Annotated in this window: 30 protein-coding genes and 1 pseudogene; 11 read left to right on the top strand and 20 right to left on the bottom strand. The window is 44.3% G+C overall.

From position 1 onward, the window contains the following. Positions 1-438 precede the first annotated feature (438 nt). Positions 439-1,044 (bottom strand): pentapeptide repeat-containing protein, encoded by a 606-nt coding sequence (locus AOU00_RS15695; protein WP_061831104.1) that lies wholly within the window; start codon positions 1,042-1,044, stop codon positions 439-441. A gap of 11 nt (positions 1,045-1,055) precedes the next feature. Continuing rightward, positions 1,056-1,283 carry a hypothetical protein gene (locus AOU00_RS15690; RefSeq protein ID WP_061831103.1) on the bottom strand — a complete coding sequence of 76 codons (228 nt, stop codon included), beginning with the start codon at positions 1,281-1,283 and terminating at the stop codon, positions 1,056-1,058. Positions 1,284-1,355: 72 nt separating this feature from the next. Here AOU00_RS15690 and AOU00_RS15685 point away from each other — a divergent pair, with 72 nt between their 5' ends. Then, positions 1,356-1,562 (top strand): helix-turn-helix domain-containing protein, encoded by a 207-nt coding sequence (locus tag AOU00_RS15685; protein WP_061831102.1) that lies wholly within the window; start codon positions 1,356-1,358, stop codon positions 1,560-1,562. A 1,018-nt stretch (positions 1,563-2,580) separates the two neighbouring features. On the opposite strand, the gene AOU00_RS15675 is transcribed toward AOU00_RS15685, so the two are convergent. The 13 genes from AOU00_RS15675 to AOU00_RS15615 all read right to left on the bottom strand — a co-directional run bounded on the left by AOU00_RS15675 (position 2,581) and on the right by AOU00_RS15615 (position 15,749). Beyond that, on the bottom strand, positions 2,581-2,898 hold the full coding sequence (locus AOU00_RS15675) for a deaminase domain-containing protein (protein ID WP_069291016.1): 318 nt from the start codon (positions 2,896-2,898) through the stop codon (positions 2,581-2,583). A gap of 332 nt (positions 2,899-3,230) precedes the next feature. Next, positions 3,231-3,686, bottom strand: coding sequence for a contact-dependent growth inhibition system immunity protein (locus AOU00_RS15670; protein WP_146032465.1), 456 nt, complete (start codon positions 3,684-3,686; stop codon positions 3,231-3,233). 23 nt (positions 3,687-3,709) lie between these two features. Then, complete coding sequence (locus AOU00_RS15665; protein ID WP_061831098.1) at positions 3,710-6,793, bottom strand: phage baseplate assembly protein V; 3,084 nt, start codon at positions 6,791-6,793, stop codon at positions 3,710-3,712. Positions 6,794-6,804: 11 nt separating this feature from the next. Beyond that, the gene (locus AOU00_RS15660; protein ID WP_016818723.1) at positions 6,805-7,239 is read right to left on the bottom strand and encodes a DUF4280 domain-containing protein; all 435 of its coding nucleotides are present in this window, start codon (positions 7,237-7,239) and stop codon (positions 6,805-6,807) included. Between the two features lie 27 nt (positions 7,240-7,266). Further along, positions 7,267-8,691: a phage baseplate assembly protein V gene (locus tag AOU00_RS15655; RefSeq protein WP_061831097.1), complete on the bottom strand. Its 1,425-nt coding sequence runs from the start codon at positions 8,689-8,691 to the stop codon at positions 7,267-7,269. Continuing rightward, positions 8,688-9,347, bottom strand: a complete 660-nt coding sequence (locus AOU00_RS15650; protein ID WP_069291015.1) for a hypothetical protein — start codon at positions 9,345-9,347, stop codon at positions 8,688-8,690. Before AOU00_RS15650 ends, AOU00_RS15655 begins: the two co-directional genes overlap by 4 nt. Positions 9,348-9,367: 20 nt before the next feature. Continuing rightward, positions 9,368-9,925: a hypothetical protein gene (locus AOU00_RS15645; RefSeq protein WP_061831095.1), complete on the bottom strand. Its 558-nt coding sequence runs from the start codon at positions 9,923-9,925 to the stop codon at positions 9,368-9,370. Positions 9,926-9,931: 6 nt separating this feature from the next. After that, positions 9,932-11,080 (bottom strand): pentapeptide repeat-containing protein, encoded by a 1,149-nt coding sequence (locus tag AOU00_RS15640; protein WP_069291014.1) that lies wholly within the window; start codon positions 11,078-11,080, stop codon positions 9,932-9,934. Between the two features lie 312 nt (positions 11,081-11,392). Then, a complete protein-coding gene (locus tag AOU00_RS15635; RefSeq protein WP_061831093.1) occupies positions 11,393-12,712 on the bottom strand; it encodes an ABC transporter permease in 1,320 nt (439 codons plus the stop codon). Then, entirely contained in the window at positions 12,705-13,607 is a 903-nt protein-coding gene (locus tag AOU00_RS15630; RefSeq protein WP_069291013.1) for an ABC transporter ATP-binding protein, read from the bottom strand. The genes AOU00_RS15635 and AOU00_RS15630 overlap by 8 nt, the downstream gene beginning before the upstream one ends. 2 nt (positions 13,608-13,609) lie before the next feature. Further along, on the bottom strand, positions 13,610-14,545 hold the full coding sequence (locus tag AOU00_RS15625) for an ABC transporter ATP-binding protein (protein ID WP_069292058.1): 936 nt from the start codon (positions 14,543-14,545) through the stop codon (positions 13,610-13,612). 41 nt (positions 14,546-14,586) lie between these two features. Next, positions 14,587-14,988 (bottom strand): GntR family transcriptional regulator, encoded by a 402-nt coding sequence (locus tag AOU00_RS15620; protein ID WP_013308618.1) that lies wholly within the window; start codon positions 14,986-14,988, stop codon positions 14,587-14,589. A 41-nt stretch (positions 14,989-15,029) separates the two neighbouring features. Then, positions 15,030-15,749 (bottom strand): hypothetical protein, encoded by a 720-nt coding sequence (locus tag AOU00_RS15615; protein ID WP_069291012.1) that lies wholly within the window; start codon positions 15,747-15,749, stop codon positions 15,030-15,032. A gap of 235 nt (positions 15,750-15,984) precedes the next feature. Between AOU00_RS15615 and AOU00_RS15610 the strand changes: the two genes are divergently transcribed. Both AOU00_RS15610 and AOU00_RS15605 read left to right on the top strand, forming a co-directional pair. Further along, the gene (locus AOU00_RS15610; RefSeq protein ID WP_069291011.1) at positions 15,985-16,212 is read left to right on the top strand and encodes a DUF1858 domain-containing protein; all 228 of its coding nucleotides are present in this window, start codon (positions 15,985-15,987) and stop codon (positions 16,210-16,212) included. Positions 16,213-16,226: 14 nt separating this feature from the next. Further along, complete coding sequence (locus tag AOU00_RS15605) at positions 16,227-17,486, top strand: DUF438 domain-containing protein (protein WP_061831089.1); 1,260 nt, start codon at positions 16,227-16,229, stop codon at positions 17,484-17,486. On the opposite strand, the gene AOU00_RS15600 is transcribed toward AOU00_RS15605, so the two are convergent. Further along, complete coding sequence (locus tag AOU00_RS15600; RefSeq protein ID WP_069291010.1) at positions 17,475-17,987, bottom strand: GNAT family N-acetyltransferase; 513 nt, start codon at positions 17,985-17,987, stop codon at positions 17,475-17,477. The two genes, AOU00_RS15605 and AOU00_RS15600, sit on opposite strands and share 12 nt — an antisense overlap. 88 nt (positions 17,988-18,075) lie before the next feature. On the opposite strand from AOU00_RS15600, the gene AOU00_RS27115 reads away from it, so the two are divergent. Both AOU00_RS27115 and AOU00_RS27110 read left to right on the top strand, forming a co-directional pair. Next, positions 18,076-18,726 carry a hypothetical protein gene (locus AOU00_RS27115; protein WP_231109477.1) on the top strand — a complete coding sequence of 217 codons (651 nt, stop codon included), beginning with the start codon at positions 18,076-18,078 and terminating at the stop codon, positions 18,724-18,726. Between the two features lie 176 nt (positions 18,727-18,902). Then, complete coding sequence (locus tag AOU00_RS27110; RefSeq protein WP_237166190.1) at positions 18,903-19,295, top strand: hypothetical protein; 393 nt, start codon at positions 18,903-18,905, stop codon at positions 19,293-19,295. A gap of 65 nt (positions 19,296-19,360) precedes the next feature. Here the strand turns inward: AOU00_RS27110 and map are convergent, their stop codons facing one another. Both map and AOU00_RS15585 read right to left on the bottom strand, forming a co-directional pair. Next, positions 19,361-20,143, bottom strand: coding sequence for a type I methionyl aminopeptidase (gene map / locus AOU00_RS15590; RefSeq protein WP_081330718.1), 783 nt, complete (start codon positions 20,141-20,143; stop codon positions 19,361-19,363). 105 nt (positions 20,144-20,248) lie between these two features. Further along, positions 20,249-20,437, bottom strand: a complete 189-nt coding sequence (locus AOU00_RS15585; protein WP_007428354.1) for a hypothetical protein — start codon at positions 20,435-20,437, stop codon at positions 20,249-20,251. 364 nt (positions 20,438-20,801) lie between these two features. Here AOU00_RS15585 and AOU00_RS15580 point away from each other — a divergent pair, with 364 nt between their 5' ends. The 6 genes and pseudogenes from AOU00_RS15580 (at position 20,802) to AOU00_RS15560 (ending at position 25,247) form a co-directional block, all read left to right on the top strand. Continuing rightward, on the top strand, positions 20,802-21,839 hold the full coding sequence (locus tag AOU00_RS15580; protein WP_069291009.1) for a serine hydrolase domain-containing protein: 1,038 nt from the start codon (positions 20,802-20,804) through the stop codon (positions 21,837-21,839). 44 nt (positions 21,840-21,883) lie between these two features. Then, positions 21,884-23,035, top strand: coding sequence for an MGDG synthase family glycosyltransferase (locus tag AOU00_RS15575; protein WP_061831085.1), 1,152 nt, complete (start codon positions 21,884-21,886; stop codon positions 23,033-23,035). A 30-nt stretch (positions 23,036-23,065) separates the two neighbouring features. Then, entirely contained in the window at positions 23,066-23,347 is a 282-nt protein-coding gene (locus AOU00_RS15570) for a hypothetical protein (protein WP_061831084.1), read from the top strand. Between the two features lie 554 nt (positions 23,348-23,901). Continuing rightward, complete coding sequence (locus tag AOU00_RS15565) at positions 23,902-24,585, top strand: MOSC domain-containing protein (protein ID WP_069291008.1); 684 nt, start codon at positions 23,902-23,904, stop codon at positions 24,583-24,585. Between the two features lie 109 nt (positions 24,586-24,694). Beyond that, a pseudogene (locus AOU00_RS27105) lies at positions 24,695-24,793 on the top strand (YggS family pyridoxal phosphate enzyme); the annotation flags it as partial. Positions 24,794-24,908: 115 nt separating this feature from the next. Further along, positions 24,909-25,247, top strand: a complete 339-nt coding sequence (locus tag AOU00_RS15560; protein ID WP_040102217.1) for a DUF4870 domain-containing protein — start codon at positions 24,909-24,911, stop codon at positions 25,245-25,247. Between the two features lie 84 nt (positions 25,248-25,331). Here AOU00_RS15560 and AOU00_RS15555 read toward each other — a convergent pair whose 3' ends face one another. Together AOU00_RS15555 and AOU00_RS15550 are read right to left on the bottom strand one after the other, a co-directional pair. Continuing rightward, entirely contained in the window at positions 25,332-26,261 is a 930-nt protein-coding gene (locus AOU00_RS15555; RefSeq protein ID WP_061831081.1) for a sigma-70 family RNA polymerase sigma factor, read from the bottom strand. 18 nt (positions 26,262-26,279) lie between these two features. Beyond that, positions 26,280-26,723: a carboxymuconolactone decarboxylase family protein gene (locus tag AOU00_RS15550; RefSeq protein WP_069291007.1), complete on the bottom strand. Its 444-nt coding sequence runs from the start codon at positions 26,721-26,723 to the stop codon at positions 26,280-26,282. Positions 26,724-26,761 lie beyond the last annotated feature (38 nt).

Genomic DNA, 26,761 nt, shown 5'->3' with positions numbered 1-26,761 from the left:
ACGTTCCCTGCCTGTTATATTTTAACTGGTCGTCACCAGAGATTTTTTCTTCACAGTAACAATCGCAATAACATGCCATGCTGTTGCTGAAAAACAAAAAATGTTTTCAATACAGTCGCTCCTATTATTAATTGTCGTGCTACCCATCCTAGAAAATGCGATATATCTCATCTTCCCTATCGCCGTGGCTTATTTTACAGTTGCGATTGATTTCAAAAAACTGTGAGAAAGCGAATATAACAAAAACCAGGTCAATTATGGTGGTATCTGACCATAATCAACCTGTTTGATGTAACGGAATAGTGATATTTAGGTTATAAAATTAAAGCATTTGATGTGCGTACAACAGAAATGGAGAAATCTTTATACGGGTATTACGTGGGTTAGATGTGTTATTGGTTGAATGATGTGTTATTTCGGCACTAGTAGCCAATCTGCTTAACCACTTACTTCACATTTTTCTAACATCCATTTCTTTGCTTCTTCTGACTTCAACAAAATAGGTTTCTCCAACGTACCAATATTAATACTTTTAATATGAGCTTCTTCTATACCTTTAATATTTTTCAATATCACTCCGCTTAATAATGTTTCTTCAAATGTCGCTACACTTATATCTACATTTTCTAGTCTTGCGTTACTAAAATCAGTGAGGTAGAAAAGTACATTAATCAAATTACAATTTACTAAAATTGCATTTTTAAATACCGCTTCCCAACAATCACCTTTACTAAATCTAGAGTTTTTAATGACACAGTTAGAAAAATCTGTATATCTAAGATCTGATTTATAAAAATCGGATTTATCTAAATACGCATTTTTAAAAGTTGACGAGCATAACAATGATGTGTGAAAATCGATATTCTCCAGTTTGAGATCATCAAAAGTACACTCTATTAAATATGCTTGTTCAACCAATTTATCGGATAAATCAAAATTTCTTAAATCCACTTCATCTAGCTTTAACATTTCACCTTCTTTACCAATTGTCTCAACCCACTTTTTATGCAAATCAAACATACTAAGAATATTTCTTTCTTCCATTTCCTCACTCCTTAAGGATACCACAATATTCTATTTGCTATTCCCGCTTCATCAATTGCTTTCTTCAGTTGTTTAATATGCTCAGGCACCATTTTTTTTGTGTCAATAATTACGTCATTCCCTTTAGCAAATTCTTCTTGTATTTTTTGCATACCATTTTGAATAGAAAAAGCACCCTTTTTGGGATTTGTTATAGGTACTCCGTTCCTACCACTTGGATATGATTCAAAACTTTTCACTTCCCACTTTAAGCCTGTAGTGGTATCAATAAACTCTGCTCCCTTTTCTGCTTGTTGAAGGAGAGATGCAATATGCCTATCAGGATTCGACTCAAAGAGATTCTTGCCGAGAGAAATATGTCACAACGGGAACTGGCTCGGCTAATGAATGTTCGACCCAGTACAATTAACCGACTTTGCCAAGACAACGTGACTACTGCTTTTTTCGATACATTGGAGCATATCTGCCGAACATTAGATATTAACCTTCATGAGTTACTTGTCATGGAAGATGAGTAGTACCGAACACTCGCGTAGCCTTCTATACGGCTCGTAGAGCCACACTATTGTGTCTACATCAATTCTCGACCAACTCACAGAAACACCTGTAAGGCGATTCCGTACGGTCTCAGAGCCATTTAACGAGCCTCCTGAAGCGGCAAGGCGGAATGGCGGCGGAACTCTATCTTTGATTCTGAGTAAAGTATTCCTCCCGTAAAAACCGCTTTGGAGCGAATACCGCCGCGCTCCGCCCGGTGACCTGTTTTTTGTTATATTCGCTTTCTTGCGGATTTTTGAAAACAAACACAACTTTATGATTAGATACCCCGATGGATATAGTGTCAAAGAAAATGCAACTAAAGATAGTCCGACCACTAATATTGTCAGGACTTATCTGCAAATTGTCCGCAATAATTTGACTACTTGCCGCGATGGTTATAGCGTAAGAACTCTAGTGACGACCAGTTGATATAAAGAGTAGGTCATGGTAAGGCTAGCCGTCCACTCAGACTTAATTCGAGGGAAAAGCAGTTATGGACTTGAAACTAACGAACTGGGAAGAACTACAGTCTAGCTTGTTTAGAAATAGCGTTGCTGAACAATCGGATGACGAAGAAGCGACACATCTCTATGAAGTCAATACCATGTTTACGCCGAAGTTCCGCAGGAAATCCGCCGCTGTTTCTTATTGGACCGCAATGCAGTCAACGTCCTGCTTGAACTTGTATCATGGGGTATGTTGGACAGAGGACGAAAACGTGGGATTACGGAATGGTTCGCCATTAATCATTTTACAGACCCACTTTCAACTATTGTTTGATTTCTCCAATACTTTATTAATAAGATTTATTAACTGATCTTTTTCTACTTGAAGAAGTTGATCCTTTGTATCGTTAACATCGAAACTTTTTATTTCTGAAACGATTTCATCTGGGATTAGGTAATTTTGCGTATGAGTATCTCCCCTAAAGTGGTATACACAATCATTTTCTCACTGAGAGTATTCTCGCAATCTCGTCCAAACTGACCCAACACACTATTTGTAATTGCTGATAACCAAATTACAACTTCCACATGTATCTTTTTCCGTTAACATAGTAATTGTACCCTTCGCTTCTCTATTATCCCCAAGTTTCTTATCAATATCATTCAAGATCTTATATTCAGTATCCATATCTCTGAGAATAATATCACCTTTCCCCTCATCCAAAGAGGCCTTAGTAGCAGGAAATGAAGGGTTTTCTGGGTCTAAAAAAAAAATTTTCAGTTCCAGGAATTTTTTTGTTCGGATCACTAATTTTACTATGTGCAAAGAATTCCGACTGATCAAGCCCCTCAATTTCCGCTTTAACATATGCAAAATTCCCTTTATCTTTATCTTTATATTTATTAGATAACCTTGATCTAGCTTCTACAACTTTGTCAATGAGATACTGTTCAGTTACAAGATCAATAGGTCTGGCAGGAATCCAGTCATGATAAATTATTTCTCCAGTTTTATGATCAATTGGTCTTACCTCATCAGCTACATTACCCGTCCCCTAAGTTGTAATCTTAAACATAGACATAAAGAAGGTGGCAACTATTTACCAGTTACCACCCATTTTATAATCCAGGCTTGGCTCACCGCCTTGTATTCGGTCTGTGCCAATACCTACCGAAGCTATTATTCAGTTCAAAAAACTATCAATAGCCCACTTTTAATTTTCTATTAATTTTATTTATATATGTCCTATACTCATCCTTCTCATCTTCGTATAACCAAATGTCTGATTTATTAATTAGATCATTGTCTATGATTAAACTAATTATTTTAATTAAAGATTCTTTATTTGCTTCTAAGATTTTATGATCAACAGATGATAACTTTTCCGTTAATTCTACTGTATCAATCTCTGCAAAAAAAGGGTTATTATCCTTTAAAATCCTTTGAATAATTTCAAAAACGACCATTTCCACAAAAATATTTTGTCTTATACATCGTATAAGATCAAAATTTTCTAAGTTTTCAAGCGTTTTATCAAGAATATCTAGATACCATTTGACTAAAGGACTATTAGGATTATCTATTGCATTTTGGACTGCTTCTTCATATGCTTCTTTAGTTATAAACAAACTAAGTTTTTTAGTTCTATCAAACACATTCAACACCGCCTTATTGATAATTATTTTGGAGGTAATATTCCTCCAAATGGAGCAAAAATATCTTCTATTTTATTCATAGAAGCATTTACCTCATTAATTTTACTAGTATACAATTGTCTCAATTCACTATCTAAATTAGGATTTTTAAGAATTCCTTCATAGCTTTTTTTAAGCTTTTCCAATCCTCTATATGAGTCTGAAACTTCTTGCATATGGTTAAATGGCAATCCATCTTCCCTCAATACTAGTGAACCATCCTCTCTTAAGAGCGGTATTCCCTTTAATTCCTTTTCAGCTCCTAATAAATCATCTGGTGTTACATGAGTATAGACCCTGTCGTGTAGATTTAAAGTAGCTTGTTGGCTAGTCGTTATTTTTGATCTTGCCCCGTCTGATAAATCATCAGCACTTGAAATTATTCTAGTCCTACTACCGCCCGAACCACCATTATTCGTCTCCTCAGAAGAATGATCATTATGCGATCCTCCTGGTGAAGCACCGTCATCTTTAGAATGATTCTTTCCTTTCCTTCCAACGGCAAATAAAAATGCTGCTTCTACTAACAGACGGGCATTTTCTTGTTTGGAGCTGTTTATCGTTTTTTCATAAGCAGCATCTGGATCCGTTATGACTTTAACAATTTTATCTGCTACGTCTTGTTTTCCTTCGATGTTATCGATCACCATTTGGAGAATATCTATATTAGGGAAATTCCGAAGCCTCTCTGCCATGTCCTCTACACTCTCATAGGCAAAGTTTTTGATTTCATTAAACACAATCCGCTCAGTCTCATCCAGGTCTTTCATAAAAGAGCTTTCCCTATACGGCCCATACTCTTTCCTATATTCGTCAATTGAATTCAGAAAATCAATTAGATATTTCTTCTGTTCTGTCGTGTACCCTTTCATATCATCCCGATACTTGGAACTCATCAAAGCTCTGTCACTATATCGAAAATGATTGTCTGTCTGCCGTTGATGTTCCATCAATGCGACTATATCTATGGAGAGATCCTGATTATTATAATAAGCATCCAGCGCCTTTTCAAACTGTTGATCCACATTTCTTTGATACCATCGTTCCCGTATATCAGGGGGAATATCGCTATAGGCTTGGACGGAAGCCTGATTGACTCCCTTTACATAGTTGATGAAGTCATGTATGGATTGTACTTCTCCATACCCTCTGGCACTCGTCCATACCTTACCAAGAAAATCCATCGTCGCATGCCGTTCACGAGCCCTCTGTTCCTCCGCGTGCGCATGTAAGGTTTGGGCAGCAACCTTGGCGGTCTTCCCCAACACCACTCCCCAACCATGGGAAGGTACGCTGGCAATCATGGACAATCCTGCTGCCGCATGTTTAACTATGGATGACGGTCCTGAGGAAGCCACTTCGGAACGAATCGAAGCTATTTTTTGACTTGCTGCTTTCGGTATGGCACCCAATACAGGAATAGACGCAGCCACATCACATACTTTCTGAGCTAATCCCAATACGCCATCGAGTAGACTAGCCTTCGGTGAGCTGGGAGTGTTTACAGCTGACTTAACGGCTCCCTTATCTTTCGATGTAACGCTTGAATTGGAGCTTCCCCCTGTACTGCTGTTTGCTGCACTTTTCGCCGCTTGCGCCTCCGCATAAGCTTTCACAGACATTAATGGGGGCTCCCAAATCGGTGCTAAATCAGCAACAAAAACCGGTCTTTTAACCGTGCCTTCCAGCTGTACTTTAGCAGACCGTATATCCGTTTCTCCATCCAACACCAAGCTGCTGCTGCCCGCTTTGAAATAAATAGCATCGGTAGCTTGAATATTCAGTTCCCCGTCCGCATGCAAGGAGAGCGTCTTGCCTGCCGACAATGACAATTCATGTTCACTGACGACCTGAATACCTGAACCATTCATTGAAATGTGAACCTGTTCCGATTTAGCTGTCACCTTCAATTCACTGGCACTCAGCTTGATGTCCTTGCCATGAGGAGTCCCCCAATACTTGGTGGCTGGATCAGTGAGCTTGAGGGACGAGCTTCGCCCTTGTCGTATGGAACTTGCCGCATATCCATCCGCCTCCTGCTCTGTAGGGAAGCGGACAGATACTGTATCTCCTCGTTCCGGCATGACGTACCAACCGCTATGTCCTTCGGCGGTATAACTGCTGGCATATGGAAACCACCACGCCTTATCCCGATCTTGTTTTTCATCCACTGTAAGATGAACACGGATTCGGCCTGATTCAGCTTCAATTACACGTCCTTCGAGTGAAGCTCCTGTGAGGTGGGGGCACAAAATCTCTGTTTGCTGAATTCCCTGTTCGTGAACCAGTTCATATTCGTGTAATAGCAACCCTTTCCGCAATTCAGAAGTGACTTCTGCCACCATCCATTGCTCACCATTCCAATTCGTGAGGTCTCCGGGCCTGGCAAGCGTTTCACTCTCCATCATGTAGCTGAATTCCGCTATCCTTTTCGGATCAAAACTACGTCGAGTACGGTAAACCGGATGCTTCATCTCAACGTACTGCCCCTCAGGCATACCAAACCAGAATTTAGGTCCATTCAATGAGATCTCTGGGATCAACACCGTTCCAAACCGGGAAGCCATCCGTTTGAGAAAGGCCCAATCCGTCTCTCGATATTGTAAAGTAAATTCATGCAAGATAGTACTATCTGTTATGTTATCAATAACATCGGCCTGATTGTACTTCTGAATGATTTGCTTGATCAAATTTCCGTAGGGCATTAAGGTATCCTGATAAGACCGCGTTGCAGGTGTGATATCCAACTGAATCGTATGAGAAACGGCTTCAAGCTCCACATAATAGATGCCACGCACCATCCGTGTTTCTGCATGGACCAATAAACCATGGAACAAAATGCGTTCAGGCTGACCATTCTCTGTTTTGGTACGGATAATGACCGGTTCGTTATCCTGATCCTGTTCTATGTAATGATCTCTCTGCTCTTCATCTAACCATCCACTGATCTTTAACCGGGCATGGTCATTTAATTTTCGTTCAATACGCAGTTCGCTTATCGTTTGAAGAGGATATGGACCTGTACATTCCAACTCCGTATACGTTAACATCGTTTGTGTGTGATTCAACTTGTACCTCCTTACTCCAGCGTCTGGCCATCGTCTGTAATCCGAATCATTCCCCCGTATAGGCACGCATTCGAGCATTGATCCAGCAAGGCTGGTTCTCCCTCCACAAGCACATCACTTTTGCCGCCGATCCAGGGTCCGGTGATGACCGGAACACAGTTCGCTTTTTTCACCCCGTAGATATCCACCATGTCACTGCTTTTGACCGCTGGATTAGCTGGACAGGAGCAACGACCGAAATTGCTGATATGGGTTCCTGGCAAGTAATCTCCAACGTTCATTTGCGCTTTCTCTTTTACATATACTCCGTGACTGAACGGACGTTTGAGACGTGTCGGTTGCGTACCAAAGCTACAGCTTAAGATCGCCCCAGCAACAACATATCCTTGTTTACTTCCCCGTCCAGCTTGAATAGGTTCCTTATCGGAATGAGACTTATTTGCCATTCTTCTATTCCCCCTTTCATTCCTTTCTTAGTTCGTCTTCACTTCACTGCCCAGAACATTTGTCATTCCGCCCAGCGATACGGTGCTGCCTTTGCTCGTCATTTGAATTTCATCCCCTGCCGTGATTTTCACTTTACTGCCGGAATGAATGGAGATATTTCCTCCTGCTGAGAAATGAATCTGTTTGTCGCTTACAATATGAATACCATTTTTTTCATTTAACTGTATATACACAGCTCCCTCCTTACTGGTGATTACAATTTCATCGGGAGTTAATTTGATTTCCTTACCGTGGGCGGTACGAAATAATTTGATGTCGGGATTAGCAAGCGCATGCTGCTCTACACTCTGATTCTTTTGGCGCAAAGATGTACTTGCCATGCCTTCTTCTTCCCGATGGGCAGGGAAATAGAGTAGCACGGTATCTCCCAACTCAGGCATCACGTACCATCCGCTATGTCCTTCCGCAGTATAAGGAGAAACATACGTGAACCAGTGGGCTTTCGTAGGGTCTTGAACGGCATCTATATTCAAATGTAATTTGGTACGATCTCGCTCTACCTGAATGACTTTACCTGGTAAAGACAGACCAATAAGCTGTTCGTTAAAAACTTCCTTGTGCCTCAACCCCTTGTGAGAAGTTAAGGTATACACGTGCTGTAGCACACCCTTTTGCATGTGAGTATCTACCTTGTACACGTACAAGCTTTTACCTTTAAAAGTAACGGTGCTGCCTAACTCCAAAACTTGCTCGGCCTCAACCAGATAATCAATAAAATCATGCTCGTTTACATGTGCTGTATCATTGCCGTTAAAATAACGATAATCCGCGACTCGTTTACTGACGGTGTAATGATAATTCGTTAAATCAAGTCCTGACTGGATCTCCTCAACACCAAAATAACACTTAGGCACATCAAACACCGAGGCAGGCGTGAGTGAAGTATGATAACGCGAAGCGATCCGCTTGAGGAACTCCCAATCTGTTTCACGATATTGGACCGCTATGCGACCTAAAGCTGCTCCCCCTGTAGCCGAATCAATAATGTCAAAACCGGGATAATCCCCACCTACAGCCCGCAGCAATTCCCCTACCTTCATATTTTTATCCTGAAAAGACCTGTCTTTTTTGCGAATATCCAATTTATACGTGTGTGATATAGCCTCGACCTCCAGGTAATACACATCTCGGACAGCTTTGACTTCCATATGAAGTATCGTTCCGTTAAATAGCGGTGTTGGCGTTCCTGCCTCATCCAATTGTGATACACAAACCGGGGAATCGGCTTCGATCAATTGAACATAACTGTCCTGTAATTCTTCAGGTAAAATAGCTGTAAAAGAGAGCCGGGTATGCTCATTCAACCGCTTGGTCATACGCAATTCCTGGATACTCACCAATTCAAATGGTGTAATTTGCAACCGATCATATGTAATGTTAGTTAATGTCATAAGGGTTTACTTTCCTTTCGCTCGGGTTCGATTTTCAACGTTAGCAGCATACTGCGGGCAACGGGCTTCCAGGTCACCATTTCTTCTTCCGTACAGTTAAACGAGCACATTAGCGCCCGTCCTTCCAATACTGTAAAAAAAGATAAATTATACATACGTGCATTCCATACAGGCGTCATGAATTCGCAGTATCCTATTCGCTTCTCTCCTACCTCCAACACTTCATGGCCAAACCATTCGGTCAACTTCTGGGTTTGTTTTACCACCAGAGCCATCTCATCCGTAAAGTCCTCCAACTCTTCTGTTTGCAACGGGCTTTCGGTATGCTTGAAGGTTAAGTTAATCGTGCCTGCCTCATTAGTGAAAATAAAATCTGGGCGATGATGAGAAGGATATTTTAATAGTTGCTCATCAATTGGCATATCCCGAAAGCTCTTTGGCATTGTTATACTGATACGTTCATCCACTAAATACCTCTGAGCAAAAACCAAACTTTCCCCTGCAAGCTGCATGAATGTTTGTAATGTTTGCCCAAACGGCTCCTTCTCGTGTGCGTGACTTAAAGCTTCATCCTCAGTTAAGGATGGATTATTTTCGGCATTTTCTGATGTTACCGTATGTAGCAAAGAAACAATTTTCTTATCCAAATGTTCCACAAATATCTCCTCCCATTTCGTTACTGCATATCGACTTTCTGAAAGGAGATACCACTCGTTCCCCTCCGCAACAGACTTTCTGCTAATGCCAAATTTACTAATGTACAGGTTTCACGCAAACCTTGAACTTGCAATAAGGGCCTTCCCTCGGTGCGCTCTCGATCTACTACCAACTTCATCAATGTTCCTCCGGGATGAAATGTACTTAGCTCACCTACACAGTTCACTAAAGGGGGCTGAATCATCCAGTACAACTTTTGCTGAGAACGTTCCATATCCCGAAACAAAGCCATACGACTGAAGAGGCTCGGCGAATAGACCTGTAACAACTCATGTACAGAATCAGATACCATCATCCTCGAACCCATCAGAATATCAGGGTAAACCGTGTAATCGTGACCCTTGACCTTAAACTGTGCAGCATAAGAAGAGGGCCATTCCGTCCAATTATTAATATTTACCATCTCTGCATTGGCCTCTTCGTCCCATATGGGAACAGCAGCATACAACATCCGATCATCGTGTTGACAAAGAAAATACTCCACTATGCCACGTCCCTTACATTGCGTCTGTCCCACATGGTTTCATCCAAATGAAGTTAGATCCCGGGCAATTGGATGCACGCCTAAACTAAATCGGGTTCCATCCAGCACCGCCCCTTCGAAACAGGCACCCTCTATAGCTGCACCAATGAAGTCGGCCCCCTGCAATATAGCCCCGGTGAAATCTGCATCCTGTAAGTAAGCCCCCTGAAATGTGGCTCCTGTAAGATCTGCTCCTGCAAAACTTACGGGTTGAAAACCAGGTCTTTCCCATCGTTCAGACTGGTATATTCCAGGTACAGCTACTGCATCTCGAAAAGAAGCTTCTCTTAAGTTGGCTTTTTCAAAACGAGCTTCTTGAATCAAACAATCGCTAAAATCAGCCTCTTGTAAATATGCTTTATACCAACAGGAACCAATCAAATTGCCCCCCGTAAAATCACTATTTATAAAGGAACTTTCACTCAAATCAGTATATTGTAGACGTATTCCCTCATAATTTCCTTGAGACCCGTCGATCTTGCGGAAAACTTCATGTATGTAGTCATAGGGCTTTTTTTCCTCTAGCCAGTCTTTAATCACATTGGAATCTTTGACACGCACATCCCGTTTAAAAACGACTTCACTTTGGTCCCAATATTCCCCGACCCTCATCTCAAACACATCTTCTAACTGAATTTCATGAGCAAACTGGATTTCATCCAGCCACGCTTCTGTGATACTAAAACGCGCCAGAGCAATGATATATTGATGAATATGTATTGCCGCGCGCAATTTCATCCTTTCAATATCATCTAATCCGATTCTTCCACCGTATTTCTTAGCGTGCTTACTTAATTCCGTCTCCCACTCGTGCAAGTAGTGAAATGCCCAATCTGCATTATAGGTATCTCGACAAGTATGGAGATCCATAAACCATCTTTTATCCATCGCCTCCACTAAATAGGTCGCCCTTCCGTTTGCTAATTCGGTACGAAGCATGGAATAAGATATATATCCCAAGGCCTGTTTATTACCTTCTTGCTGCATCAACTTGACTTTCTCAAATATCTGCTCCAGTGAATTGCAAAATGCCTTAGCCAAGGCATGCTTATGATTTTGGAAATAGACTTCCAATGCGAATAACATTCGATGTTTTAGGGGTTCATAGATCTCATTTTTAAAATGTCGAAAAACCTCTTCACGATTCACGCTCTATCTCCTTTCTAGTCGTCACATTTACATAGGCTGCACGTATCAAGTAGTTGGTTATCTTAAACCGAAGTCTAATTTTAATGATATGTGAAATCATAATTTTCAAGGGTATATTTAACAGTAAATCATCCTTATGTATGTATCGGACAAATTAGTGATTTTGTTTACAGAAAGAACCATAACTGTGTTCAATGGAAAATGGGTAGGTTCACAATCGAACCCACCCATTCGGAGAAAATAAATATTATTTAATGTATAACAATGTATAACTATTCATAACTCCACACACTCACACCGCAATTAAAAAATTTAAATCTTGTAAGCCTTCATAGCTTTTCTTAACTCTTTGAATGAAGGACGTTTGCCATACATTAAGACGCCCGTACGGTAGATCTTGGCGGCCAGCCAACCGAACAACAAAATGGAGACGACCAGTATACCAAGTGACAGCCAAATTTCCAGCAGGCTCGCCCGCTCCAGACCAATCCGCAACAGCATGACAGTCGGCGAGAAAAATGGGATATACCCGGCCACCTTTACGAAAATCGTATCCGGTGCGGCGATATTGAAGATACCGATATAAAAGGCTGCCAGTGACAGCACGGTAATCGGCATGATCGCCTGTCCCAACTCCTCGGTACGGCTAACGATAGAGCCCACCGCAGCAAACAATACTGCGTACAGAAAGTATCCGAGGATGTAAAATACCAGACCATAGCCCAATACCGCGATATTCAGTTGCGACAGATCCAGCCCGGCTGAGCTAAGGATGACATTATTATGCGGCAGCATAAGGTTGGCACATACAACGGCTGCAAAGACAGCAATTTGCAGCAGGCCGACCAGGAAAATGCCGATAATTTTTCCGAACATCTGGGTCAACGGTGAGACGCTTGTGATGAGAATCTCCATGATACGTGAGCTTTTTTCCGATGTCACCTCTGCAGCAATCATATTCCCCGTCATCATGGAGGAGGTGAAGAATAAAATCATCAGTACATAGACCAAACCATAGTTAATCATAGAGGTCTCTTTTTTCTCTGTCCCCACGGCTCCCCCTGCCTCAGACGGACCGTCTACTTCCCTGCTATCCACCAATACAGGTGTGCTAATTTCACGAATTTGATCGCTGGTCAATGCATTGCCGCCCATAATGGCTTTGACTTTAGCTTCCTGAAGTCCCGTCTGCAACAATGTAATTACAGCAGGAGATGGCTCTTTTTCTACAGAGACGTACTCCACTTTAGGAAACGCGTCTCCCTTGGCGGCAGGCTCCGTGAACTGCACGTAACCTTGCAGCTCCCCGTTTTTCAAGGCTTGCTGCATGGCCGGCGTTTGTACGCTGTCATAACGCACCCAGATGGCTGCCGGGTTGGATTGCTCCTTGGTGAATTGCTCCAGCTGATTTGCCACTTCTATCCGGCTCCCAGCAATCAGTCCCAAGCGATGATGCTCGGCTGCCGTTGTGCCCGAACCTCCTGCCCCATCTCCTTTAAACAAAGAAATCAAATACGGCAGATTCATACCAATCGTAATGAGCAAGGCCAGTACCAGCGTTGTAATGATAAAAGATTTGGTTCTCGCCTTCTGACGAAACGTAAAACCGATCACCGTACCCAGTCTATTCATGGGAATCCCCCACCTCTCTTATGAAAATCTCGTTCAGCGTAGGTTCCTTGATCTCAAAATGCTCTACATCCGTTTGCTCCAACGCCGTTTGTAAAATCAGCTTCGCCGCATCCGGCTGCTCAATATGCAGCATCCAGCCGCGATCCATAGGCTCTGCACGGCGCACGCCGGGCAGCTGCTCCAGTCCATTCACTTCACCTGTAGTAATGAGACGAACTTTTTCACGTGGGTAACGGCCCTTAATCTCCTGCACACTTCCCTGCACAACTGTATTTGAGCGATGCAAGATCGTAATATGGCGGCACAGTTCCTCCACATGCTCCATGCGGTGGGTCGAGAATAAAATCGCAGCCCCATCGTCCCGCAGCTCTTTCACCGTATCCTTAAGCAATTCAACGTTCACTGGATCAAGCCCACTGAAGGCCTCATCCAAGATAAGCAGCGTTGGGCGATGCACAACAGCGGCAATAAAGCCCATTTTCTGCTGATTCCCCTTGGATAGCTCCTCAATCCGCTTGTCGTAGTATTCCGGCACTCCAAAGCGTTCCAGCCAGTAGCGTAGACTTTTGTCCGCCTCCTTGGCCGACATGCCGCGCAGCCTGCCCAAATAGTTAATTTGCTCGCTCACCTTCACCTTGGGGTATAGTCCACGCTCCTCAGGCAAATAGCCCATCGTCCGCTGAAGCTCCTTGCTGTAGGGCTTTCCCTCATATTGAATGCTTCCCCCATCAGGGTAAATCAGACCGAGCACCATGCGCATCGTTGTCGTTTTTCCTGCTCCATTGCCTCCCAGTAGTCCGTAAATCTCCCCGCCGTTCACATTCAGCGAAATTCCGTTCACCGCCGTGTGGTTCCCATATTGCTTCACGACCTCTTTCAATTGCAGCATGCTCATGATTACTCCGCTCCTTTTTTCTGCGTGTATATCTCCGCATCTTCTGATAATTGTCCAGCAGACCAATGTATTAAAATATCATCCAGCTCCAAACGCCGCACACGGATAGGGCGAATGCCCGCTTGTTCCAATATGGCGCTGGTCTCTCCGGCTGCCAACGTTACAATTCGCTGCAATCCGCCTTCGCTCTCCGTCTCTACCACTCCCGGAAGCTCCGATGCCTCCTCTGGCGTGCCTTCAAACCACATTTCTTTGCTATTTTCGAGCAAATGGTCTTTTTCCAGCTTGCCGAGCAGCTTGCCATCATGCATCAGGACAATATAATCCGCCAAACGCTTGATCTCGTCTATAATATGAGTAGCAATAATGACCGTCGTTTTGCCGTTCTCCATACAATCCCGCAGTTCCTCCAGCATGATTTTCCAGGCAAAAGGGTCTAAACCCGACGAAGGCTCATCCAGCAGCAACAAACGAGGGTGAGGTGCCAAGGCTGCAGCCAGTTCAAACTTACGACGCTCTCCCTTGGACATGCGCGATAATTTCGTATGCTGAGGGACCTGAAATCGTTCCATCAGACGCTGAAAACGTGTTTCATCCCAGCCGGGATACCACAAGGCTCGAAAAGCCGCTGCTTCTTCTGCCGTGATTCGATCTTCCTCCCGGCTTGGCTGCTCTGACATATACCCAACCCATTGTCGTGTATCTGCCGGCATGCCGTCTGGATACGCTTGACCGAACCAACGGATTTCACCGGAATCCGGGTGGATAAGCTGAGTCAGCAGATGAATCAATGTACTTTTGCCCGATCCGTTATGTCCAGCCAAAGCGACTACATATCCCGGTTCAATGGTTAGATTAATCGGTCCAATTTCCCGGTTACCTCGGGTTTTATAGACTTGGCTCATCTCAATAATGGGTGTTTTTATCTGTATCCCCATAGGAACTTCCACAGGATGATTTACTTCGTTCTTCACGGGCGTCACTCCTTCACTTGGACTTCATACCTTCTCTTCACCATTTCTGCGAAAAGCACTAACAATTCCTGTTCTGTCATCTGCACAGCAATGCCTGTGTCAATCGCGGTTTCCAACGCCTCGGTCACTGCTTTAAGGCGGTAACCTGAGCGCTTATCGTCCTCGACCAGAGCTACGAAGGTGCCCGTCCCCTGCCGGGTACGAAGCAAGCCCTCGTTCTCCAAATCCTGATAGACCCGCCGGACGGTGATGACGCTGCAGCGGAGCGTCCCTGCAAACTCCCGAATGGAGGGAAGCAGCGTTCCCGCTGCAATCTGTCCGGTTACGATGAGTGAACGAAGTTGCTTTTCAATTTGTGCATACAGCGGTTCCGCGCTATTCTCATCAATTTGCACTGGTATATTCACCTGCTTCTCCCCCCTTTTTATCTATCTTTGTACACATACCCCTAAGTTAAGTCCCGTTTCATAAGCCTACGCTGTGTCACCTTATAGGACACCCACATACCCAGAACTCCTGCCAGCAACGCTCCCCACATCACCGGAGACAACAGCTTCCATTCCTTGCTATAAAATGCCGTTAACGATACCAGATTGGCCCCACATACTCGAACTATAATCGTAACTATCCCACAAATGAGCATGATGACAATGGATAGCCAAAAGTAGGATTTTCCTCTTTTAAGAAATTCCAAATGAATATAAATGGCTTGAATCAGCATGCCGTAGCCTATCCAGGTAAGTGCAAACGATACAAAGAAACCTGTACTGGCATATACCCGAAACGTAGCTGACAACGTAAACAATAGAGTGAAAAATATTACACTGTTCACAACAAACGCCAAAAGCGCCTGTTGAATTCGACTCATAATCACCGCATTCATCGGTATAGGCAAGGTGCGGAAAAAGGCTAGCATATGCGTATAGGAATCTTCCTGAAGATATTTAAATGCACGGCGGTTATAAATGAATCCGAGAAACGGAATCAACACCAGCATGATAAAATCGGCTACTGGACTCAAGTTTCCAAGTTCACCCCATTGCACACTTACAGCAAAACTCATAGTAAATCCCAAATACGCAATAAACAGCAATGTCCACAGCATGACATATGGATTGTTACGAAAATCGTGCCGGTTAATCTTCCATGCCTGCTTGATGATTGTCATTTTCTTATCCTGATCCCTTCTGCACTGCCTGTAATGACGACCTCGTTCTCTCTTCATACGAAGTTATTATTACAGTAATCAGTGTTATTACTGTATATATCTTTATACACAGTATATAAACCATGAATTACAACTGTCAACACCTGAATGTAAATTGTGCGTACAATCACAAAAGCTCGTCAGAACCTATGCTACTCTGTAAATGATAAACGTTCTCAATCAAGGGGATGACCAAATGGATAAGATACTGCACTGGGATGAGCCGATATTTAACCTTGTTAACCGTTACCCCGAAGTGAAGGACATTATGGTAGAGCTGGGTTTTCACGATATCGCCAAGCCTGGCATGTTACAGACCGCAGGTCGTTTTATGACACTGTCCAAAGGTATTGCAATGAAAAAAGTAGCTATGGAAACCGTGGAAAGCACGTTTTTGCAACATGGTTTTACCATTCAAAAATAAAGGAGCTAACAATCATGAGCGAGCTAATTAACAACCGTGAACATACAGCACAGGAATTAACGGAACGCCAACAAACGCTAAAGGAAATTATAAAAGAATTACATGCCGGGAAAAGCGTGGAGGAAGTCAAAGCACGTTTCGCAGAGGCTGTTGGCGGAGTAAGCGTAGCGGAAATTTCAGCTATGGAGCATGCATTGATGACCGAGGAGGGGATTCCCGTATCGGAAGTGCAGCGTCTTTGTTCCGTGCATACATCGATATTCAAGGGTTCCATTGAGGATATTCACCGTCCTTCAGGACCAGAGGAACAACCGGGACATCCCGTTCATACCTTCAAGCTGGAAAATCGGGAGATCGAACGATTGGTCAACTTCAAGTTGTCATTGCACGCGGACCAATTTCAAAAGGACGACAGCCCCAAAATCATCTACAAGTTACTGGAAGATTTAAGTCTGCTGCTCGATCTCGACAAGCACTATAGCCGCAAAGAAAATCTGGTCTTTCCTTATCTAGAACGCTATGGAATTTTTGGCCCAACCAAAGTTATGTGGGGTGTGGACGACAGCATTCGTGCCGCTATTAAGGAGGCAAAGAGTCTGCTCACCGAATATAACGGAGATCGTGAACAGATTGGGAAGGCACTTGCCCATATCATGAGCGAAGTGAATGAAATGATATTCAAGGAAGAGAATATTTTGCTGCCGATGGCACTCAGTAAGCTGACAGAGGATGAGTGGCTGAAAATAGCGCGGGAAAGCGAAGAAATCGGGTTCTGCCTGACCGCTCCCGAACGTGAATGGATACCTGAACGGGCAGAGGAACCGGCAGAAGCCCTTGAGCAAACGGAAGGCACATCTGGAACACCGCAGGGCTTCGTGCGATTCGAGACGGGGATTATATCTGTACAACAATTGGAACTACTGTTGAATCATCTACCCGTTGACCTGACTTTTATTGATGAAAATGATGTTGTTCGCTATTTTTCCCATGGTAAGGAACGAATCTTCGCGCGCACGAAAGCCGTCATTGGTCGTACCGTACAGAATTGCCACCCACCCCAAAGCGTGCATGTCGTTGAGAAGCTGCTGGAAGATTTTAAGGCAGGTCGCAAGGATGTTGAAGATTTTTGGATTCCAATCAAGGACAAATTTGTCTACATCCGTTATTTTGCCATCCGTGATGCAGAGGGCCGCTATCTGGGAACGTTGGAATTTACGCAAAATATCGCACCAATTCGTGCTTTGGAAGGACAAAAGCGTATTCTATCCGAATAGTATCCAACCGTAAGCCACCATGTTCAGATTTTTGCCACCCATATTTATAATATGTTGTTCTACTATAAGTTTGGCCCCCATCCTTTCATAAAAAGTACATGCTAGATTATCTGCTAGCACCCATACGATTACAGAGTGAATATCCATACTATTAAAATGTTGAAGCAGACGTAAAAATAGTCTCTTCCCCAAGCCTAAACTATGGTATTCACTCAAAACATAAATAGCCGTTATTTCTCCCCCATACGGGGGGTATTCACCTGACTTTTCTGGACCCCCACTCACAAATCCGATGATTTCCCCCTTCTCATTTTCAGCAACATATACCCGATGACCGTCTTCACTGGATAGATTCGCATTCCACAGTTCTGTTCTTTGCTCATAGGAAAGCTGTTCCAGAACCTGGGCAGGCATTATATCTTTGTACGTCGTCTTCCAGCAATCTACGTGCACCTTGGCGATGCCCTCGGCATCTGATATCGTTGCTTCCCTGATGTTCATGTAAGTTCCACTCCTGGTTTCCAATATTATGCACTCTATTATATCGACGATCCAAATCTTGATCTATAATAAGGATATTCATTGTTTAGTGAAGTTGGATAGGATAATCCGTTTTTCGAAACATCCTTCGTTTACATTAAGCAGCTATGCGGTCGCCGTCAGCCTGTGCCTGCTGTTGGAAACTCCGTTAACCGCTGTACGGCAGATGACCACGAAATTTGGTTATGATCGCAAGTCCGTTCATTCTATCGGTATTTTATGTACGTTCGTGGCTGTGGCTGTATTGATCATCGGCTGGTGCATCGGGTTGACGCCTGTAGGCAATCTGGTCTTTCAATATGTATTTGGTGTGTCCCCAGTATTGATCGAACCCACCAAGAACGTATTTCAGGTTCTTACTTTACTATACATATTGGTAGCTGTCCGTAACATATATCAGGGACTTATTATTAACAAGCACCGAACGGCATGGATGACATTCAGCTCGTCCATACGTATTATCGTGATGCTAATTGCTTCCTGGTTTTTGATCCGTGCCGGCTGGACGAATGACGGACGAGTCGGTGCCGCCATTTTTATTGCAGGTATTCTCATAGAGCTGGTCGTTACTTTTTTAGAAGGCCGGGTTCTCAAAAGAAAGCTGCCTCCTGACAACGGGGAGCAAACCATCCATCACGCGAAGCATCTCCTACCTTTTTACCTTCCTTTGCTATATTCGGCCTGGTGCTGGTTATCCTGAATCCTTCCATCCAAGCTGCGCTGAACAATACAACTGATCCACTGTTGGCCGTGGCATCCTTTTCTGTAGCACTGCAAATCCTAAATCTATTTGTCTGGTTTTGCAGCTCTTTGCATCAAATTGTGATTCAATTTTATACGACCAAGCACAGGGAAGTGCTGATATTTTTAGGCTTTTTGTCTATCCTGTCGCCAATGCTACTCCTGTTACTCTCCTTCGGATTTGCTGGTGATCCTGTGTTACGGAGTGTATTGGGATTGGAAGGAGAACTGTTGCTAGAAACCAGAGGACTGCTTCGCATACTGGCTGTCTATGTTGCATTTTATCCTTGGGTGGAATATTTTATAGGACGGTCGATATTAATCGGTAATACTAAACCTATCTTTATCGGTAGGCTGTTTTCTGTGAGCTTTGCGATTCTCGCGCTTATTCTGTGTATCTGCTTTTTTCCAGGACTGGACGGCAAAATGGCGGGAATTGTGATGGCTGTTTCCTCGCCTGTCGAGCTGGGGATTTATCTGTTGCTTTATCGAAAAATCTCTACAACCACGATGAATGTGTCATCCTAAAAAACTTACCTAGAGAGCCTTATGCTAACGACCCGCACATTGACTCCCTATGGCACAACTCTCTTTTACGAGGTCAAAATATAAGGACCGTTCTTTGTAATCGCAATCGTGTGCTCGTATTGAGCTCCCCAACTGCCGTCTGCTGTGCTGATGGTCCAGCCATCGTCCCCCCAGAGCACGGCCCCCTCGGTTCCGAGGGTAAATACCGGCTCAATGGTTATCACCATCCCTTCGCGCAGCGGTAATCCCGTTTTGGGACGACCATAGTGCAGAACCTCTGGCGGCTCATGCATTTGGCGGCCAATGCCATGCCCGATCAGAGGCTTGACGTTGCCGAACCGCCGCCAGCCTGCCGCTTTTTCCACAGCATGCCCGATATCCCCCAACGTCTTCCCCGGGCGGGCAACCTCGATCCCGCGCACCAGTGCCTTATGGGTCTGCCGCAACAGTCGTGCTACCGGGCGGCTAATGTTACCTACCGCATAGGTCCATCCTCGGTCAGCCAGCCAACCGTCCTTGTTAACCACAATGTCGATAGTCACAATATCCCCATCATGAAGCACTCGCTCCGAGGGAAAACCGTGACATACCACCTCGTTGACCGAGGCGCAGGTGGCATAAGGGAAACCTTTATAGCCCTTTTGTTCAGGCGTAGCTCCGCGCTTGCTTAAAAACTGCTCCACCCAAGCATCGATTTCAAGCGTTGTGATTCCCGGAAGAATACGACTTTCCAGCGCACGATGGCAATCTGCCAAAATACGTCCGGCCTCCCTCATGTAGCCGATTTCCTCCGGTGTTCGTATTGCTATCTCTATTGGAATCCGCCTCCTTTGAGCATACAAATTCACTAAACCTATCCCATTGTATGCAAGGCGGACACAAAAAAACCGTCTCCTCTGTGGATAGACGGTTTATAAAAGTCGTATTTCTAGTTTTTCGGGTAATCGAACCCTTTAAGATACTGAAGAATTTATGCGACCGAGTTCGTTTTCCACCACCATGGTCAACTCTTCCTCATACCCTCCTGTAATCCGGTATTTTCGCACATATTCCTTTACAAATTTTTTGGGATCCTTAGGCCGGAAAATTCGAGTCATTTCCCGCAGACTTTCCTTAACTTCATTGTGACCTTTCGTTGCCATGTAACTCCCTCCCAAAACGTTGAAAATAAGTGCTCCGTTGAAGAGAATGCCGAAAAGTATTGATGCCTTATGCAGTGAAGTAGTATGTCTAATTGCAGCTTAGGTCGGGAACACCTTATACAAGGCATGTACCTGACACTATTATTAACCGATTTTCTTTTGGCTGAATCACTACCCCATTATAACATATTCAGATACAGCTTTCAGCTTTCCAGTAAATTTACATTGATTTTACCTATCTTTTACGCATCATGTCATTTTGGGTACTCAATCAGCTGTTGCACAGGGGGTATACCTTATTTATCGGTTTTTGGAGTGTATGTGTTTGGGGTAAAATAAATAAACATAACAAGGAGGGAAAAGGATGAGCCGCTTTGCTCCGCTGTTCACTGCACCTGTTGCCCGTATGTCTGCCCTGAACATAGGAACTTGTGAAGAGGAGGGCGTCAATGTCTCCCTACTTGATCAGGCAGACCGTGAAATCCAAGCCAAGTTTCCTAAAATGCACAGCTTCCTGCTACTACGCCACGGCAAACTGATCTGGGAACGCTATTATAACGGGCATGAAGTAAGCTCTCTGAACGATTTGCGATCCGCGACCAAAAGCTTCACTTCCACGCTCATCGGCATAGCTATGGCTCGCGGTGATATGCCCGGGCCAGAGACGGCTGTGCATAAGCTGTTGCCTGAGTATTTACCTAGGCGGAAGGAAACACTGCTAGAGCAGATTACGATTCGCCATCTGTTGACCATGACATCCGGCTTGTATTGGCAAACGGGTAAAAAGCTCGGAGAAGCTTTTATCCACCGTTTTCATCGCAGCAAAAGCTGGCCATCCTTTGCTCTACGCTTACCTGTACAGGAGGATCAACTCGGTGTATTCCAATATCGTAGTGTTGATTCGCACCTGTTGTCCGTTCTGCTGACCCATTGTTGTGGGATTGACGCCTATGCGTACGCTCTCCAGCACCTGTTCGAACCCTTAGGTTTCGGGAGAAGTGGTTGGGCACAAGATCCAGAGGGCTACACCATGGGACACATCGGGCTATATCTGACATCGCGTGACATGGCTAAATTCGGCGATTGCTGCCTTCATCAAGGCAGCTGGAACGGAAAAGAATTGATTCCGGCCGATTGGCTGCATCAGGCGACACAGCGACAGGTTGAAGGTTATCCAGAATTCGGAGATTACGGATTCCAATGGTGGACAGGACGACTCCACGGCATCAACTACGCGTGTGCGCACGGACATGGAGGACAGCAAATTTATCTTGTGCCAGAAGCGAACGCAGTCGCAGTATTTACAGCAGATAGCAAGGTGAGCCGTTGGAAAAATCCGCGAACACTGCTGGAGCGCTACGTTTTGCCAGCCGTATCCTCCCTCAACTTGGAACATTCCTGAAATGAGCTTTAATGTGCTTATTGAATATAGGAGGCTAAACAATCATGGAAGTCTCAGCACCAAAAATTCTAATATTATACGCCAGTTACGGGGAAGGCCATGTGCAGGCCGCTCGGGCGATTATGGACAGTTTGCGAAGACTTGGACGCTGCGAGGTACAACTTCTCGATCTAATGGCTGAATCTCATCCCTGGTTGAACGGTCTGACCAAATTTGTATATATGCAAAGTTTCAAAACCATTCCTCAGCTTTACGGCTGGGTCTATAATATTACGCGCGGTATGCAGGCAAAATCCGCCTTCGGCCATGTATTGCATTCATTCGGAATGCGTCAACTTACGCTCACACTGAAAAAGGAGTTGCCGGATCTCGTGATACATACGTTCCCGCAGCTCGCGCTCCCGGCGTTACGCCGCAAAATGGGAATGAATTTGCCTATTGTCAACGTGGTTACAGATTTCGATCTGCATGGGCGCTGGCTGCATCCCGATATTGACCGCTACTATGTTGCCACTGAGGACATCCAGCAGGAAGCCGCCCAGCGGGGAATACCTATCGAACGCATTATCGCTACGGGGATTCCGATTCACGCTTCTTTTTATAACATGTCTGCTAACGAAGTTCCTGTTCAGGAACAGGTAATTCCATCACTACAGTCTGAGACTACTACACTACTCATAATGGCTGGCGCCTATGGTGTGCTATCCGGCATACTGGATATCTGTCGGCAATTAAGCCAGCTTCCTCAGTTGCGGCTACTCATCGTCTGCGGACGTAACCAGCAACTGAAAGCAGAATTGGATGCGCTGTATGCAGACCACCCGGACATTTACACCTATGGATTCGTGGACTTTGTTCCAGCACTTATGCGTGCGAGCAATCTGGTGATTACAAAGCCCGGCGGCATTACACTCTCGGAAAGCATTGCATCCGGTTTGCCTATTCTTGTGTTCAAGCCTGTGCCCGGTCAGGAGCTAAATAATGCTCTGTATTTGCAGCAAAAAGGAGCTGCCCGTATTGCGCGCACTACGGAGGAGCTGATTCAGCATTGTCTCGACCTGATTTCCATCCCCTCTCTTGCCGAAGAGATGACGCAGGCGATTGAGTTGCTTCGCAAGCCTCATCCCGCAGACCAGATTGCCGAGGATATTTTGCATCAGCTTGTGGATAAAAGACCTTCCGTACGGACAAATTAACGAAGAATAAGCCAGACGGAGGGGATACCAATGGAACGCGAAGGAAAGGATTTGCTCCCGCTTTCGGGTGAAAAGGTAGAAGTGGATGGTGTTTATATTGATGAGGATGGACATGAACAGCATTTGCACAGAGGTCAGCATTTTCCCTCTGATGTTGTTTTGGGTACTTCCGAGTGGAAAATGACCGAATACGCCTTTGATAATCATCATGAAGGACGTACTGATGAACGACTTATCCCCAAAAAGGATGACAAGAATAAAATGGGGAAAATCACACATCCGCGCCGCCATTTAAAAACTGGCGACCGATAATTACGGAAGTATATCCACAGTTACTCCCAATATGTTGATAGTTTGTGGACAATCTGTGTGCAAAGTGTGAGATATCGTTATATTGTCTACAGTTTGTGCACAAATTGTGCATAAAGCATGCTGTTTTTGTGGATAAATAGTAATGTGCGGTGGATAAAGTGCGTACAAGATGTGCAAAACCTGTGCATAACCGTGTGAATGGCTGAGCGAATCCTTTTCGTTCAGCCTTTTTCGTATTTTTATACACATTCTCTAATTCTTTTTTTACCGAGATCGGGTATGTTCGAACGAGAACATCGCTCCCAGAACGATGAGTTGCCCAAAAAGGACTCTATCCCATTAACGAAGACTAATCGAAAATTCGCAAATAGCGCATAGAGGAGTGTAAAATGGAAACGGGGACGAACAGAGTCAAAAGAGGAATTACCGAAATGTAAAAAGGCGTAGTCATCATAGAAATTCTCGCTTCAGGCGGGCGAACATATGCAGGAACGCGGTATATAGAAGCATCTAGCAAAACTCGTTGACCAAAATTTGGAGTAGGGGTGATCCGAATGGCATCTATTAAAATCCTTTCACTTAATGTCGGCATGCCCAAGCAGATCCAGTTTAATCAGAAGGACGTTTCTACGGGGATATTCAAGTCGGCCACAGATGAATATTTGTATTTATCTTATCTAAACTTCGAAGGGGATGGGCAGGGCGATCTAGTTCATCACGGGGGTAAAGAGAAAGCTGTATGCGTCTATCCCTACGAGCACTATCCGTTCTGGGAAAATGAATTGCGGAGACCGCTCGATTACGGCGCATTCGGGGAAAATTTAACGATAAAGGGTTTGCTAGAATCCGACGTTTGCATTGGAGACGTCTTTAAGCTTGGCAAAGCTATCGTTCAAGTTAGCCAGCCGAGACAGCCTTGCTACAAGTTGTCCATCAAGTACGGCGTACCGGACATGCCCTTGAAGGTACAGCAAACAGGCTACACGGGATTCTACTTCCGCGTTCTGGAAGAGGGAGTTGTCTCTAAAGCCGAGGGATTATCCCTCCTTCATCGCCATCCGAAAGCAATTACGGTTTCATTTGCCAATCGAATTATGCATCAAGAGAAGGCTCATATCGAGGGTATTAAACAAATTCTCGAAGTGGAAGAATTGTCCTTAAACTGGAGAAATACGTTTCTAAAACGTTTGGCGGGAACCGAAACGGATTCTCGGGAAAGAATATCAGGCAATTCGTAAGGTGGAAGTGGTTCAATGAATTTCAAGCTCGTCTGGCTGCAGTCGAACATCGAATCTGCGAAGCTTGTGGGCGATGCGACAGAAGCGCAGTCCAAATGGGAGACCTTTCAACCACGGAAGGTGGCACTTTATCGGTCATTTGCAAACCAATAAGGTAAAAAAGGTTATCGCCAAATTCGAGTATATCCATTCGCTTGACCGCTTATCCTTTGTGTAGAGCCAATTTTTTTACCGAGATCGGGCATATCCTTCAATCCTGCCCTCATAGCTTGTATAGTACGGAGACTTAGCTTGAATCTTTTATAAAGGAGGATATGCCTGACATGTCAGTCTATAAGTCTTCCACAGGATTGGATGAAAATATAGCAGCTGTCCTGTGCTATTTGTTCGCCTTTATTGGCGCGCTGGCCTTTGTCATGCTGGAAAAGAAAAGCCGATTCGTATTATTTCACGCACTGCAATCCATACTTCTTTTTGTAGCCCTTATGATCGGACATGTGCTGGTCGGATTCATTCCGCTACTCGGTCCTTTCCTCGCTTCCCTGCTAACGCTGGCAAGCCTTGCCTTGTGGATTATCTTGTTAATTCGTGCGGGACAAGGAAAGTGGCTCAAGCTTCCCTGGATAGGCGATCTGGCTCTTCATCAAGCCCGGCAGTTATGAAAACAGCAAAAAACCTTGATCCTAAGCAAGGAATCAAGGTTTTTTACGTTTGGGCAGTTCATTTTTTTACGCTAGCTTCTTCTGTCATATATGGATGTGTCCCAGCTTATCTGGATTAACCATTAAATAAAAATTCTGAATATGCTCCCCGTCCGGTGTCAGTATGAGGCATAAGGTTTCTCTCACTTCACCGTCTTTCAAAAATGCCAGCTGAACCTCACCATTAATGACGGTGTGGACCACATCTCTTTCTCGTAAAACAGTTAATACCCGACGAGAGGTCAACAGGGCGAGAACACCTTTGCGTACAACCATCGGTCTCATCACCGTATGCACATTACCTCCGCCATCTGACACGAATACAGGTTGTTCAGCCAGTAGTTCCAGCATAGCAGTCACATCGTAGGCAAGAAAGGCGGTTGTAAAACGTTCTAGTAGTTTTATTCGGGAAGAGTTATTCACATTGCGACTGGACTGAGCCTCAAGAGCAGATTCTCCCGAAGATAGAATACGACGGGAGCGACTGAACAACTGACGACAGTTGCTCTCAGTCTTCCCAAGCAATTCCGCAATATCTTTGTAATCATATTGAAAAGCTTCCCTCAGCACAAAAACAGCCCGCTCTATCGGCTTTAGCTGCTCCAGCAAAACCAGAAAAGCGTAAGATATCATGTCTTTACGCTCTAACCAATCCGCAGGAAGATCTGCACTTTCACCCAACGGCTCCGGCAGCCACTGTCCTACATATGTCTCTCTTTGCTTGCGTGCAGAGTTCAACAGATTTAGACACCGATTCATCGTCATTTTGGCTACATAGGCTTTGGGATTGTGTAAATCATCCAGGGGCTTATTCTTCAGCTCGACAAAGCAGTCTTGAACTACATCCTCGGCATCTGTAACCGTTCCAAGCATGCGATATGCAATGGCAAAAGAATATTTGCGATATTTCTGATACAGCTCCTCCAGATTTACATCCACCGATTGTTGTTCAATTCTATGTTCTTTGCCAGACAAAGCATAGCCCCCTGTTCATTAAAGAATGCCCGGATACATCCCCGTTGCAATTGCAATCCGGTTCCAACTGTTAATCACGTTAACCGCGGTTATCAAATCTACGTATTCTTCCTCTGTAAAATGTTCTCTGACTCGATTGTACAAATCCGTAGGTACCCCTTGTTCAGAGATACGGGTTACCGCTTCAGCTAATTCAAGCATAACACGTTCTTTTTCCGTGAACAAAGGAACCTCCCGCCATAAGGCTAGCTGCAAAATGTGGTCAGCATAATCCCCCAGCTTGAGCAAATCCTTCGCATGCATATCCAGACAATAGGAACATCCATTGATTTGGGATACTCTAATTTTCAATAGTTCGTACAATACTTTGTCTGTAAAACGACCGGAAATATATTTTTCCATCTCCATCATTGCCCTGAACGTGCTAGGACTCACTGCTCTGTGATTGAATCTTAAACTCACGATACATCGCCTCCATTATTGGTTTACATATAGAAGAC

Origin of the sequence: Paenibacillus polymyxa, assembly GCF_001719045.1 — a bacterium.
Classification (GTDB): Bacteria; Bacillota; Bacilli; order Paenibacillales; family Paenibacillaceae; genus Paenibacillus; species Paenibacillus polymyxa_B.
This window is presented reverse-complemented; position numbering and strand designations above follow the sequence as displayed.